The following is a 13704-nucleotide window of genomic DNA, read 5'->3' on the forward strand; positions in this document are numbered from 1 at the left end:
GAATTGTAGTCAATCCCGATATTTTAAGACAATCTCCTGTCAGTTGTACCCGGAAATTTATACAAAATCTCTGTCTTATTATAAGAAATCACAAAAAACTTACAATTGGCATCACCTTTGATTAAATGCCCTTATAAACAAATAAATTATTATCATGATTACTTCGAAATTTAAAATAGCTGCATTCAGCATCGCCTTATCCTTAACCGCAATGGGTTTTCAAGGATGTGACAGTTTAACAAAAACACAAAAAGGAGCTGGTATTGGTGCCGCTGCTGGTGGTGTTTTAGGAGCTATTATCGGCAAAAAAGCAGGTAATACTGCGATTGGAGCTATTTTAGGTGGTGCAATTGGTGGTACTGCTGGTGGATTCATCGGAAAACGTATGGATAAACAAGCAGCTGAAATTCAAAATGCAATTCCAAATGCAGAAGTAGTTCGTGAAGGTGAAGGTATCATCGTAAAATTTGATAGTGGTATCTTATTTGATTTTGACAGTGCAAACTTAAAAGCACAGGCAAAAGATAACGTAAAATCATTAGCCGGATCATTAGAAAAATATCCTGATACTGAAATCAAAGTTATTGGTCATACAGATAATAAAGGTACTGAGGCTTATAACATGAGCCTTTCAGAAAGAAGAGCAGCGTCTGTTAAAGCTTATGCAGTTACTCAAGGTGTTCCATCATCACGTTTAACTACTGTAGGTAAAGGTTTCTCTGAGCCAATTGCAGACAATGCAACTGATGCAGGAAGAGCTGCTAACCGTAGAGTTGAGATTGTTATTGTAGCGAATGATCAATTGAAAAAACAAGCGCAACAAGCTAACAACTAAAAAATATTAAGATCTACCTATTTTAATAACATAAAAAGCCGGAGTAATCATACTCCGGCTTTTTTGTAGCGATAGATTTTTTTATCCTGTCTTATTGATAGATGTCTTCGAAATAATGAATAGCCAGTGATTTCAAGAGCAGTTCCTGCTCCATCATGGCAAAGGAAGGAACTTGTTTGACCAATTTCCAATGTGGCCATCCGTCCTGATCCAGGCCTTCAAGCTCATAAAATCCCATTTCACTCATTAAGCGGCAAGTAGCGATATGCATCAGCTCTTCTTTTTGACGTTTGCTATACTTACCCGGCCCCTTTCCTAATTCCTGAACGCCTATCAAAAATAACATTACCTTTAAATCAGGTATATCTGAATCGAATTCCTCAGCAATCTTTTGCTGTAGAACTTTCCATTTTGCGTGAATTTCTGCGGGCTTCATAACACAAAGATAAAAAATATAAGAGCCGGCCTTCTATTTATTGAATAAATACAAAGAGTTAAACGGTTTATGACAATACGATTAAATCATCAACTTTTTGATTGCCTAATTTAGCTGCTCAAATACAGCAATTGATGACTAAAGTAATCTCGACCGGCCTGATGGCCTACGGCATGTCCGGCAAAATATTTCACGGCCCTTTTCTGACTGCACATCAAGGGTTTAAATTGCGTGCAGTCACAGAACGTAATCAAAAAAATGCAGAGAAAGATTTCGCAGGCATCATCAGTTATAACAGTACTGAAGAGTTACTAAATGACCCGGAGATTGAACTGATCGTTATCAATACGCCAAATAATACCCATTACGACTATGCAAAGCAAGCCTTAAAAGCTGGCAGGCATATTTTGGTGGAAAAACCATTTGCGGCAACATCAGCAGAAGCCATTGAAATATTTAAACTGGCTGAAACGTTGGGTAAAAAGGTATTTGTTTATCAGAACCGCAGGTGGGATAGTGATTTTACAGCGGTAAAAAAAATCATTAAAAGTGATAAGCTGGGCAAATTATCAGAGGTTCACCTCAGATTTGACAGGTATAAAGCAAGTATCGGCGTCAAAAGCTTTAAAGAAGAACCGGTTGCAGCCAGTGGTTTACAATATGACCTTGGGCCGCATTTAGTGGATCAGGCTATCAGTCTTTTTGGCAAACCCTTATCATTTCATAAAATATTAGGGAGAAACAGGGAAAATACAAAGGTTGACGACTTCTTCTCAATCCACCTGAGCTACCCGGATAGTTTGAATGTTTTTGTACATGCCAATATGATGGTCACTGATATTCAGCCTTCTTTTGTTTTGCATGGGAAAAATGGGAGTTTTATCAAAGAACGGGCAGATGTGCAGGAAGAACAGTTGTTAAAAGGGATTAAGCCCAATGAACCTGGTTTTGGAATTGAAGCCAAAGGAAAAGAGGGGGTCTTAACACTGATCAGTGAAAGTGGAGAAAGAACAAAACGCCTAGTCCCTTCCGAGCCTGCCAGTTATATCTCATTATTTGAAGCAGTTTATCAATCGCTGGTGAATAAGGAACCTTATCCGGTACGTGAGGAAGATATCATTGCTCAACTTGAAATCCTGGAAGCAGAATAATGATGCCTTACCTGATCTTAATCGCCGCATTTATAATCGCGTTATATTTTATATTCCGCAGTAAAAAGTCTAAACAGGCTGCTGAAAATACGATGAATGAAACTGACCGGCAGATCCTGCTAAATCATGTAGCCTATTATCAGTATTTAGACCAGAATAACCGGGTAAAGTTTGAGCAAATGCTGCTGGACTTTTTAAGTTATGTGCGTGTGGAAGGAATAGATCTTGTGCCTGATGCTACAGACCGTTTATTAATTGCATCCAGTGCAATTATTCCGGTCTTTGGGTTTGGACAATGGAAGTATCAGAATCTCCATGCGGTAATTTTATATCCTGATACTTTCAATAAAGACTTTCAGTTTGAAGGTGGTGACCGGAATATTCTCGGAATGGTTGGTACGGGCTATATGAACGGACAAATGATCTTATCGCGCTCTGCGTTACTCGAAGGATTTTCGATCAGTGCAGACAAGGAAAACACCGCTATTCATGAGTTTGTACACTTGCTGGATAAATCGGACGGGGCAACGGATGGTATTCCTGAAAACCTGATGCCGCATCAGTACATTATTCCGTGGGTAAAAATGATTCACCAGGAAATCAGCAGGATTGAGGCTGGAAAGTCAGATATCAATCCTTATGCGGTGACGAATGAGGCTGAATTTCTTGCGGTCGTGTCAGAATATTTCTTTGAAAAACCAGCACAGTTTAAAGACAAACATCCTGAATTATATCAGATCCTTGCCGCAACTTTCTCACAGGACCCTGTAAAAAAATAAATAGAGAACCTGCCGGGGCAGGTTCTCTATTTATTTATAACCCGCCCAGTAAAGCTACTGTAAATTCGGTAGGCACTTCCAAATGAGGAATGTGCCCGCTACCATCAAATTCAATCAGCTTGGCGTTCGGTATCTTTGCTGCAATCTGTTTTCCCAATACTTTATACTGTCCGTGAAGCGCTTGCTGCTGCGGGCTTAATAAGCCTTTACCAACAATCGTTTTATCTTCCTTACCAATAAATAAAATGGTAGGCACAGTGATATTCTGGAATTCATAAACTACAGGCTGTTCGTAGATCATGGTAAAAGTCATCGCTGCTACTTTTGCCCAGCGTGCGTAATCTGAACTGAAGGTCACTCCCGCAGCAATCCTGACTAATTCATCATATTCTGGTTTCCAAACGGTAAAGTAAGAACTTTGATAATATTTTTTGATACTTTCTGCCGTAGCTTTCAGTTCCGTTTTATATTGCTCTTCTGTAGTGACATAAGGTACAAAGGCGCGATAATCTTCCAGCCCGATCGGGTTTTCCAGTAATAGTTTCTCTGTAGTTTGCGGGTACATCAGGGCAAACCTGGTGGCTAACATCCCACCCATAGAATGGCCAAGGATATTTGCTTTCTGAATCCCTAAAGTATCTAATAATGCTTTGTTCCAGCGTGCCAGCTGATGAAAACTGTAATGAATAAATGGTTTAGAAGATTTACCAAATCCGATCTGATCCGGCACAACAACCCTGAATCCTCTGCTGGTTAAGGCCTTTATTACATTTGTCCAGTAATATCCTCCAAAGTTTTTACCATGAAATAAGACTACGGTTCTGCCATTTGCATTTTGCACAGGTGCGATATCCATGTAGGCCATCTTAATATCTTGTCCCTCGGTATGAATAGGAAAGTATTTTACCGGATAGGCATATTTTACATTCTCTAAGGTAATAGACAGTGTATCTGCCTGTTGAGCAGACGCGGATAAAGACAAACAAAATAAAAGGATTGCTGGCAGCAGTAGTTTTTTGAACATATAATCTCAATCGTTTAGTACCTACAAACAAAGCAGGAAGTCGAAAGTTCTAAAACTAACGATTATTTTACAAGAAAACCCCGTTCCTTAACAGGAAAGCGGGGTTTCATTGCAAACGTGTGTGTATTATTTTTGGTGTGTTGTATACTATTTTTTCAATGTAAATGGAAGAGTTACCCCAAATGTAATGCTGCGCCCAATGTTATAAATACCCAAAGTTGGATCTTCATCACTTAGTCTTCCCGGTTTAAAACGACTCAAATGGTCATAATAAGCTTTGTTTAATAAGTTTTTACCAGCTGCATAAATAGTGATGTCCTGGTTTTTGCTTAGTTTCAAAGTTGTCCCGATTGATGCATTTAATAAAGTATAACCTGAGGTTGGTTGTTCAAAACTATCAATCTTCGTTTGTTTAAAATAGTTATCAATTCCTACAGAAACATAAGAATGAGAAGTACCTGCAACAGTTGGTTCAAAACGTAATTCGTTATGTAAAGTAGCCGCAGGGATAAATGGAAGTGATTGTTTAGTGGTACGGTTTGTTGCTCTTGTATAAGAGAATCCATTTTCAAAGTGGATAAAACTAACTGGGTGTAAGGTTAACGATGCTTCTACTCCACGTAAAAAGGCATTATCCTGTACAAAATTATAAACAGGGAAATCTCTGCCGTCGACAGTTTTAGTTGTTCCGTCTGTATTATAATAAATGTAATCATTGATAAAGTTAGCAAAACCGCCTAAGCTTGCGCTTACGTATTGGTTCTGATAATCAAAAGAAGCATCGAACTGGTAACTCTGCTCTGGCTTAAGGTTTGGATTACCTACTTCGTAACGGAATACGCCTTCGTGTACACCATTTGAGGCTAATTCTGCAATATTCGGTGCTCTGAAAGCGCTACCGGCATTTGCTTTAAAACTAAAAGCTTCATTGAATTCATGGGTATAACCTAATGCACCGGTGATATGAGAGAATTTATTGCTGAATGCCGGGTAGTTTGATTCACCAGTAAATTCTTTTCCAGTCATTTTTCTATAGTCAAAACGGATACCTGCATTAAACGTATCATCATCCCATGTTTTTTTAACAAAAGCAAAACTACCGAATGATTGTGTATCGAAATCAGGAATCAATTGTTCACTACCTGCTGTATTTAAACTATGGATATATTCTCCGGAAACACCAATTACAGGCGCCCATCCATTCACTTCTTTAAATGAATATTTAAGGTCATAACTGTAAGTATAACTGTTCAGGAACAAATCAGGGCCTTTATCAGCTTCTCCAAGTTCTCTACGTAAATTGTGCTGATAACCTAAAGTAGCTTTCAAACTGCCTTCTCCTAAAAGGATATTACTGTTCAAAGCTATTTTATAGTGGCGTACATCCTGCTTAGGGTAAGCCAGCGTTCTATCCTTATTTTGTGCATCAGAAAAAGGATTACCATCTGCATCAACCAATTGACCTGCGTCGTTTCTTACGGGATCGTAAAAACCAATATTGGTACGGAATGTTGACGCATCTAAATGGGCATATCCCCATTTCTTGTTCAATCCAATCTGCCCTTCAAAGTTAGTCTCGTTGAAACCTGAATTAGGGACATATTCTGTAGGCGTTTTATAAGAATAAGCATTTTTATAAGATCCGCGTACTTTGTAGATTAATCCATTTTCATTTCCCTGCAACATTAATGAATTGCCGGTCATTCCATTGTTTGTAGAATAATTAGTCAGGAATTCACCTCTTAAAGTACCTTCGGGAGCTGGTAATCCATCAAGAATATTAATCACCCCACCCAGGGCATCAGAGCCGTACATTAAACTTGCCGGGCCTCTTAAAACCTCTACGCGGTCAGCGCTATACTGATCGATTTCAATTCCATGTTCGTCTCCCCATTGTTGTCCTTGTTGTTTAACACCGTCACTCAAAGTAACCACACGGTTGTAACTCAGACCACGGATAACTGGTTTTGAAATTGCCGGCCCTGTAGTGATTTGAGACACTCCCGGAACGCGCGAAATCGCATCCATCAGGTTTGTAGACGGGCGGTATAATAAATCTGCTTTACTCACTGTAGTCACAGAGGTAGAGTTTTTGCGGTTATCTGAACTGGATGCCGAACCGGTAATCACCACTTCCCTGCCTTCGATAACGCTTGGTTCCAAAGCGAATTCAAGCTTTCCGGGGTTAGAGAAATCAACTGATTGTGTGATTGTTCTATAGCCTATATAACTAACCTGAACAAGGAAACGACCATGTGCAGGCGCATTTTTGAAGGTAAATTCTCCATTTTGGTTAGTAATTGCAGAGGTGCGTAAATCAGGGATAGTGATAGAAGCACCTGGTAATGGTGTTTTAGTCTGCGCGTCAATAATTTTACCTTTAAATTCAGCTACATCAGCCGCAAATGTGCTGGTGAAAATAAAAGCAGATAGTAGTACAACTAGAAATAGATGTATCTTTTTCATATGTCTGTATAATGTTTTTTACACGAAGCTTTCCTGAGCTGAGGCCCATTCAGGTTTCCTGATCAAATGTGTGTTTGTCTTTTTTTGGATAAAATTGCCTGAAGCCACCGGGGTTAAAAACCCATCAATGTCTTTGCAATAAATTAGAATTGTCTTATACGTGCGCTGTAGGGGGGCCGCGGAGAGAGGTACTGATTAATACAGTATAACTGGCACTGATCAAAGCATAGTTTTTTACTATGGATTTACTTTCCAGTGCAGCCTGATAAGTTACTGCGGTTGTATAATAGTCCTTTTCAAAATGTGCAGAACAGATCAGACAGTTATGTCTTTCGCTGCCAACATGGAATTTATGCAAACATTCTTTACCGTCTTTAACGCAATAGTCCGGCTGCTCTTCATGATGATGAAGAGAGCTCCATGGCGTGAGTGCAATGGCAAAAACCATAAGCAATAACGTCGCGAAAATCCGGCTGATATGTAAGCGTCTGTTGTTCAATTAAAGACAAAAGTAATCAAATCTGCACAATTCAGGTAATCTTCACGTAACATTGCTTTGATATGGGATAATAGTAAGCCAATTTACACACCCGATATGTCATCCGAATGCTTTTATTCAGTCACAGGCTGTTTCATTACCGCAATCAGAAAACTATTCTAAGCTATAAATCGTTATTAAAGAAAAAGATATGGCAACGTCTCAACAAATCAGAACTGCTTACATAGATTATGTGCTAACGCAGGACGAAAAACCCAAATCAGTCTACAGTTTCGTGAAAAAATTAAAGATTTCAGAGGCTGAATTTTACGAGTTCTACAGTTCTTTCGAAAGTATTGAAAAAATGGTCTGGGCAGATCTTACTGTCGAAGCAATCAGCGCTATTCAGCAGCAGGAAGTTTGGGCGCAGTATTCTTCGAGAGACAGAATGCTTTCGTTTTTCTACAGTTATACAGAGCTGTTAAAAAAACACAGAAGCTTTATTGTTTACAGTCTCAAAAGTCATCAGGACAGATTTAGTACGCCTGCGGTTTTAGCTGGCGTGAAACCTATTTTCGAGAACTTTGCCGGGGAATTGATTAATGAGGGATTGGAAAAGGGAGAATTGGCAGACCGCAAATTTTTAACCAAAAGGTATAAAGATGCACTTTGGATTCAGTTTGCTTTTATCCTGAATTTTTGGATAAACGATGACAGTACTGATTTTGAAAAAACGGATGAAGCTATTGAAAAAGGGATCAATGTGACGTTTGATTTATTTCAGCGTTCTCCGCTTGATAATCTTTTAGAGTATGGTAAGTTCTTATCCAGAAATGGAAAGTTTGCAGAAAGCAGGGGTAGACAATAACATGGCCGAACAAAATAGTATTCCAGTAACTAAAACAGAACGCTCTGCAAAATTTGTTAAAACAGGTTTTCAGATTGGCGGAAATTATATTAAGCATTATTCTAAAAAGCTTTTCAATCCGCAGTTGGGCAGAGATGAGTTGAATGAGGATAATGCGACCGATATTTATAAATCCCTGAGTGAGTTGAAAGGCAGTGCTTTGAAAATTGCACAAATGCTCAGTATGGATAAAAATATCCTCCCAAAATCATACGTAGATAAATTCACGCAGTCACAATATAACGCGCCGCCACTTTCAGGGCCGCTTATTGTCCGGACATTTACCAAGAATTTCGGTAAACCACCTGAAGCGATTTATGATAAATTCAACTTGGTTTCTACCAATGCGGCTTCTATCGGACAGGTGCATGAGGCAGAGCTGAATGGGAAAAAACTAGCCGTTAAGATTCAATATCCGGGTGTTGGAGATAGTATCTCTTCGGATTTGAAATTAGTAAAACCTTTTGCCTTCCGTTTATTGGGAATGAGCGAAAAAGAGCTGAATATTTATATTAAAGAAGTAGAGGAACGTTTGTTAGAGGAAACGGATTATGAACTGGAAGTCCGCCGTTCTATTGAGATTACCGAAGCTTGCAAGGATCTGAACAATATAGTCTTCCCTATTTATTATCCTGAACTTTCGGGTAAAAGGATCATTACCATGGACTGGATTGAAGGCCTGCACCTCAAAGAGTTTCTTCAGACTAATCCTTCTCAGGAACTCAGAAATAAAATCGGGCAGGCTTTATGGGATTTTTATAATTTCCAGCAGCATGAATTGAGAGCTGTACATGCAGATCCCCACCCCGGAAATTTCATGATTACACCGGATGAAAAATTAGGAGTCATAGATTTTGGCTGTATTAAAGAATTGCCTGATGATTTTTACATTCCTTTCTTTTCGTTGATCTCATCGGATGTGATTAAGGATAAAAATAAAACTATTGAGGCTTTCAGAAAGCTCGAAATGATACATCCGGATGATGATGCCGGGCAGATTGAGTTTTATTACAAAGCTTATCTGGAAATGATACAGTTATTTGCTAAACCTTATACGAGTAAAACTTTTGACTTCAGTCAGCCTGAGTTTTTTGCTCAGCTGTATGCTTTTGGGGAGAAGATTGCTAAAATGCCAGAGTTTAAACAGGCCAGAGGGGTGAAACATTTTATCTATGTGAACCGTACAAATTTTGGTCTATACACGATTTTACAAGAATTAAAAGCCTTCATCAACACAGATACTTTCAATCCGCATACGGCATGAAAGTTCTGCTGACCGGCGCAAACGGTTATATCGGCACCAGATTATTACCTGTTCTGCTGGAACAGGGACATGAGGTAGTTTGTATGGTTCGTGATAAGCGCCGTTTTGCAGAAGAGTCTGACTTTGATGATCAGGTGAAGATCATTACTGCCGATTTATTACATCCGGAATCTTTAAACAATATACCTGAAGACATTGATGCGGCCTATTATCTGGTACATTCGATGTCTTCAGGTAATCAAAAGTTTGCTGAGCTGGAAGCTGAATCGGCAATGCACTTTGTAAATGCAATACAAAAGACAAAATGCCGTCAGCTGATTTACCTGACAGGGATCGCGAATGATGACCATCTTTCAGTACATTTAACTTCCCGGCTTTCTGTGGAAGATGAACTTAAAAATTCGGGCATTGCTTTTACCATTTTACGTGCGGCTATTATTATCGGATCAGGAAGTGCTTCTTTTGAGATTATACGTGATCTTGCGGAAAAGTTACCTGTTATGGTTGCGCCTAAATGGGTCAATACCAGGTGTCAGCCTATTGGCATCCGCGATGTACTGGGTTATCTGACCGGGGTATTAATGAATGAAAAAGCTTTTAACCAGATTTTCGATATTGGAGGCCCTGATATACTGACTTATAAAGAAATGATCCTTCAGTATGCAGTTTCCAGAAATCTGAAACGCTGGATACTCACCGTTCCTGTATTAACACCGAGATTATCTTCTTTATGGCTTTATTTAGTAACTGCCGTGCCTTATTCTTTAGCGAGAAGTTTGGTGGACAGTATGAAAAATGAGGTTATCTGTAAAGATGAACGGATCAAAGAAATTGTACCGGGGCCCTGCTTCAGCTATAAAAAAGCACTTAAACTGGCTTTTGAAAAGATTGAACAGCATTCGATTGTTTCTAGCTGGAAGGATGCTTTAAACAGAGGTTATCTGGACACTTCATTTATGGACCAGGTTAAAGTCCCTCAGAATGGCGTATTGGAATACAAAGTTAAAATGCCTTTTAAACGTCCACCAGAAGAGGTTTTCGAAAATATCTGGAGCATTGGGGGAAGCAGGGGCTGGTATTATGCAGACTGGCTTTGGAATTTAAGGGGATTCATCGATAAATTATTTGGAGGTGTCGGCACACGAAGAGGACGCACCAATACGGTTTCTATACATGCGGGTGATGTCATTGATTTCTGGCGTGTACTGCTTGCTGATCAAAAAAATGCAAGGTTACTGCTTTATGCGGAAATGAAAGTGCCGGGAGAAGCCTGGCTTGAATTCAAAGTGATCAATTATCGCGGAGAGTCATTTTTGTCGCAGATTGCAACTTTCAGACCTTCGGGTTTATGGGGAAGAGTTTATTGGTATGCTATGTTTCCATTTCACATATTTCTCTTTAAAGGGATGGCTAAACAAATTACAACCTACAAGATCGTTTAAAAGACAAAGGTATAGTCGCCACAACTATACCTCTGCTAACCTATAAACTTGTATATAAGACGTAAATGAATTGAAAAGGTTTCAAAGCATTTCTATTTATTTTTCAACCTTTCCACATTCTATCCGGATTAGCCTCAGCCAATTCGTATTACCACTCAGAATTATACATATATTAGTGTTGTCCAAAACAGGACATCATCTATTCCTATGAAAACCAACGAAAATCTCATTCATCATTTTTACACTTGTTTCAAGAACAAAGATTTTAAGGGCATGCAGGCTTGTTATGCAGAAAATGCTACTTTTAATGATCCTGCATTTAGAAACCTGGATGCTGCGCACGTACGCAGTATGTGGGAAATGCTGATTAAAAAAGGAAAAGACCTGCGCGTAGAATACAATCATGTTCAAACTGATGGAGAAACAGGTACTGCTGAGTGGGTTGCACATTATACATTTTCAGCTACCGGAAAAAAAGTGGTTAACCGGATTAAAGCGTCTTTCGTTTTTGAAAATGGAAAGATTGTTCAGCATGAAGATCATTTCAGCTTCTATAAATGGTCAAGCCAGGCTTTAGGGCTGTCAGGCATTTTATTGGGCTGGACAGGCTTCCTGAGAAATAAAGTACGCAAACGGGCGGCCGAAAATCTTCGTTTGTATATGGAAGCCAACCATTAAACATCAGGAGTTCATTTCTTGTTATACTAATTATTATACTAAAAAAGACTTTATGAAATCAATACTTACTATCGCTATGACATTGATCGTATCCGGATCTTTCGCACAGCTCAAACCTGTTGTTTATCAGGATGGACAACAGCAATTAAAGGGGCTCGTGATTTCACCAGCTAAAAACACACATAAAAAGGCAGGGGTACTTATTTTGCCAGCCTGGAAAGGGATCGATAATAATGCTAAAGAATCGGCTGTAAAATTAGCTGGTCTGGGTTATTATGCTTTTGTGGCTGATATTTACGGGGAAGGCCATTACCCGAAAGATGCAAAAGAGGCTGGTCAGCAATCGGGTTATTATAAAAAGAACGTAGCTGCTTATCAGCAAAGAATTAAGCTTGCTTTACAGCAGTTAATTAAAGCTGGTGCTGATCCATCGAGAATCGTTGTAATTGGTTATTGCTTTGGAGGCACGGGGGCATTAGAAGCTGCAAGAGCTGACTTTCCTGTTAAAGGAGTTGTTTCTATCCACGGTGGACTTGCGCAATATGCGGGTGAAAGAGCTGTAAATCCTATTCATACCAAGGTATTAGTATTACATGGTGCGGATGATCCATCTATGACCAATGAGCAGGTTTTAGGTTTTCAGCAGGAAATGAGAACTGCTAAAGCCGACTGGCAGATGATTGAGTATGCGAATGCTGTACATGCGTTCACTGACCGTGAAGCCGGCAATGACAATTCGAAAGGCGCAGCTTACAATGAGCTGGCCTCGAAAAGATCATGGAAACATATGTTGTTATTTTTTGATGAAATATTAGCCAGTTAACTGGCTGATATTTCTGCTTTAAGTATTTCTATAATGGCAGCAGCAGTGATTTTCTGCTGTTCGCCTGTATGCATATTTTTGAAAGTCAGGATACCGCTTTCCAATTCATCACTTCCGATCAGGATCACATAAGGGATCGCTTTAGCATCTGCATAACTCATTTGCTTTTTAAGCTTTGCTGAAGATGGATAAAGCTCCGCAGCGATATCTGCATCCCTTAATTGTTGTAATAAGGGTAAAGCGTAAAGTTCTGATGCGGCATCAAAATTACTGATCAGTACTTTTGTTCCGGCAGCTGCCGATTCCGGGAACAGATTTAATTCTTGTAAAACATCATAGATACGGTCAGCTCCGAAAGAAATCCCCACTCCTGTCAGTCCTTTTAATCCGAACATTCCAGTCAGGTCATCATAACGGCCACCTCCACAAATGCTACCCATCGCTGCTTCATTGGTTTTTACCTCGAAGATACAGCCAGTATAGTAATTTAAACCGCGGGCTAATGTAATATCCAGTTCTAAATCCGGTTGTCTCAGGGCACTGTTTTTCAGCAGTCCCTGTACATAAGCAAATACAGTTTCAATTTCAGCTATTCCTTTTAATCCGACTTCTGAACTCGCCAGCACTTCTTTTAAGCGGTCTAGCTTTTCTGCATTCGTTCCTTCTAACAGGATTACTGGTTTTAACCTTGTAATATCATCTTCGGTAAAGCCTCTTTCCAGCAGTTCTTTAGTTACTCCTTCAAAACCGATCTTATCCAGTTTATCGATGGCAACGGTCATGTCAATGATCAGTTCCGGTTTACCAATAATTTCTGCAATTCCCGAAAGGATTTTACGGTTATTGAGTTTAATGGTAAAGTCAGTCATCCCCAGGTTACAAAGGGCTTCCTGGTAGATCAGCACAAATTCTGCTTCGTTCAACAAGCTTTCTGAACCTACTACATCCACATCGCACTGATAGAATTCACGGTAACGTCCTTTTTGAGGTCTGTCAGCTCTCCATACAGGCTGAATCTGGAAACGTTTGAAAGGAAGAGCTATATCGTTCTGGTGCATCACTACATAGCGTGCAAAGGGTACAGTCAGATCGTAACGTAATGCTTTCTCACTGATAGATGAAATCAGTGCATTAGAATTTAATGCGCTTAAATGATCCGCATTGGCTTTAGAAAGGTAATCTCCCGAGTTCAGGATCTTAAAAATCAGTTTATCGCCTTCATCACCGTATTTACCAGTCAGGGTAAAAAGGTTTTCCATCGAAGGAGTCTGTATTTCAGCATAACCATATTTCTTAAATACCTTTTTAATGGTATCAAATATGTAATTACGTTTCACCATTTCCTGAGGTGAAAAATCACGGGTTCCTTTTGCTAAAGACGGTTTAATGTTTGACATAGGGGCAAAAGTACAAAAAGTAGC

13 protein-coding genes are annotated in these 13704 nt (G+C 39.4%); 8 read left to right on the forward strand and 5 right to left on the reverse strand.

Annotated elements, in window-relative coordinates; genetic code table 11:
- Positions 1-154: 154 nt before the first annotated feature.
- Positions 155-835 carry an OmpA family protein gene (locus HDE70_RS22820; protein WP_183866226.1) on the forward strand — a complete coding sequence of 227 codons (681 nt, stop codon included), beginning with the start codon at positions 155-157 and terminating at the stop codon, positions 833-835.
- A 91-nt stretch (positions 836-926) separates the two neighbouring features.
- On the opposite strand, the gene HDE70_RS22825 is transcribed toward HDE70_RS22820, so the two are convergent.
- Complete coding sequence (locus HDE70_RS22825) at positions 927-1271, reverse strand: hypothetical protein (protein WP_068404193.1); 345 nt, start codon at positions 1269-1271, stop codon at positions 927-929.
- 134 nt (positions 1272-1405) lie between these two features.
- On the opposite strand from HDE70_RS22825, the gene HDE70_RS22830 reads away from it, so the two are divergent.
- Together HDE70_RS22830 and HDE70_RS22835 are read left to right on the forward strand one after the other, a co-directional pair.
- Positions 1406-2422 (forward strand): Gfo/Idh/MocA family oxidoreductase, encoded by a 1017-nt coding sequence (locus tag HDE70_RS22830; RefSeq protein ID WP_183891932.1) that lies wholly within the window; start codon positions 1406-1408, stop codon positions 2420-2422.
- Positions 2422-3201: a zinc-dependent peptidase gene (locus tag HDE70_RS22835; protein ID WP_317617433.1), complete on the forward strand. Its 780-nt coding sequence runs from the start codon at positions 2422-2424 to the stop codon at positions 3199-3201. The genes HDE70_RS22830 and HDE70_RS22835 overlap by 1 nt, the downstream gene beginning before the upstream one ends.
- Positions 3202-3235: 34 nt before the next feature.
- Here HDE70_RS22835 and HDE70_RS22840 read toward each other — a convergent pair whose 3' ends face one another.
- The 3 genes from HDE70_RS22840 to HDE70_RS22850 all read right to left on the reverse strand — a co-directional run bounded on the left by HDE70_RS22840 (position 3236) and on the right by HDE70_RS22850 (position 7190).
- A complete protein-coding gene (locus HDE70_RS22840; RefSeq protein WP_183891933.1) occupies positions 3236-4225 on the reverse strand; it encodes an alpha/beta fold hydrolase in 990 nt (329 codons plus the stop codon).
- Positions 4226-4372: 147 nt separating this feature from the next.
- Positions 4373-6691: a TonB-dependent receptor gene (locus HDE70_RS22845; RefSeq protein WP_183891934.1), complete on the reverse strand. Its 2319-nt coding sequence runs from the start codon at positions 6689-6691 to the stop codon at positions 4373-4375.
- 154 nt (positions 6692-6845) lie between these two features.
- The gene (locus HDE70_RS22850) at positions 6846-7190 is read right to left on the reverse strand and encodes a hypothetical protein (protein ID WP_183891935.1); all 345 of its coding nucleotides are present in this window, start codon (positions 7188-7190) and stop codon (positions 6846-6848) included.
- Between the two features lie 190 nt (positions 7191-7380).
- Here HDE70_RS22850 and HDE70_RS22855 point away from each other — a divergent pair, with 190 nt between their 5' ends.
- From HDE70_RS22855 to HDE70_RS22875, 5 genes are all read left to right on the forward strand, one after another.
- Positions 7381-8037 carry a TetR family transcriptional regulator C-terminal domain-containing protein gene (locus tag HDE70_RS22855; protein WP_183891936.1) on the forward strand — a complete coding sequence of 219 codons (657 nt, stop codon included), beginning with the start codon at positions 7381-7383 and terminating at the stop codon, positions 8035-8037.
- Positions 7982-9340 carry an ABC1 kinase family protein gene (locus HDE70_RS22860; protein WP_260161920.1) on the forward strand — a complete coding sequence of 453 codons (1359 nt, stop codon included), beginning with the start codon at positions 7982-7984 and terminating at the stop codon, positions 9338-9340. Before HDE70_RS22855 ends, HDE70_RS22860 begins: the two co-directional genes overlap by 56 nt.
- Entirely contained in the window at positions 9337-10782 is a 1446-nt protein-coding gene (locus HDE70_RS22865) for an SDR family oxidoreductase (RefSeq protein ID WP_183866232.1), read from the forward strand. Before HDE70_RS22860 ends, HDE70_RS22865 begins: the two co-directional genes overlap by 4 nt.
- A gap of 207 nt (positions 10783-10989) precedes the next feature.
- The gene (locus HDE70_RS22870) at positions 10990-11460 is read left to right on the forward strand and encodes a nuclear transport factor 2 family protein (protein WP_183891937.1); all 471 of its coding nucleotides are present in this window, start codon (positions 10990-10992) and stop codon (positions 11458-11460) included.
- Between the two features lie 52 nt (positions 11461-11512).
- Positions 11513-12283 carry a dienelactone hydrolase family protein gene (locus HDE70_RS22875; RefSeq protein ID WP_183891938.1) on the forward strand — a complete coding sequence of 257 codons (771 nt, stop codon included), beginning with the start codon at positions 11513-11515 and terminating at the stop codon, positions 12281-12283.
- Here the strand turns inward: HDE70_RS22875 and hisS are convergent.
- Positions 12280-13680, reverse strand: a complete 1401-nt coding sequence (hisS, locus tag HDE70_RS22880) for a histidine--tRNA ligase (protein WP_183891939.1) — start codon at positions 13678-13680, stop codon at positions 12280-12282. The genes HDE70_RS22875 and hisS overlap by 4 nt on opposite strands.
- Positions 13681-13704: the final 24 nt, after the last annotated feature.

It is taken from the genome of Pedobacter cryoconitis, assembly GCF_014200595.1.
Classification (GTDB): Bacteria; Bacteroidota; Bacteroidia; order Sphingobacteriales; family Sphingobacteriaceae; genus Pedobacter; species Pedobacter cryoconitis_C.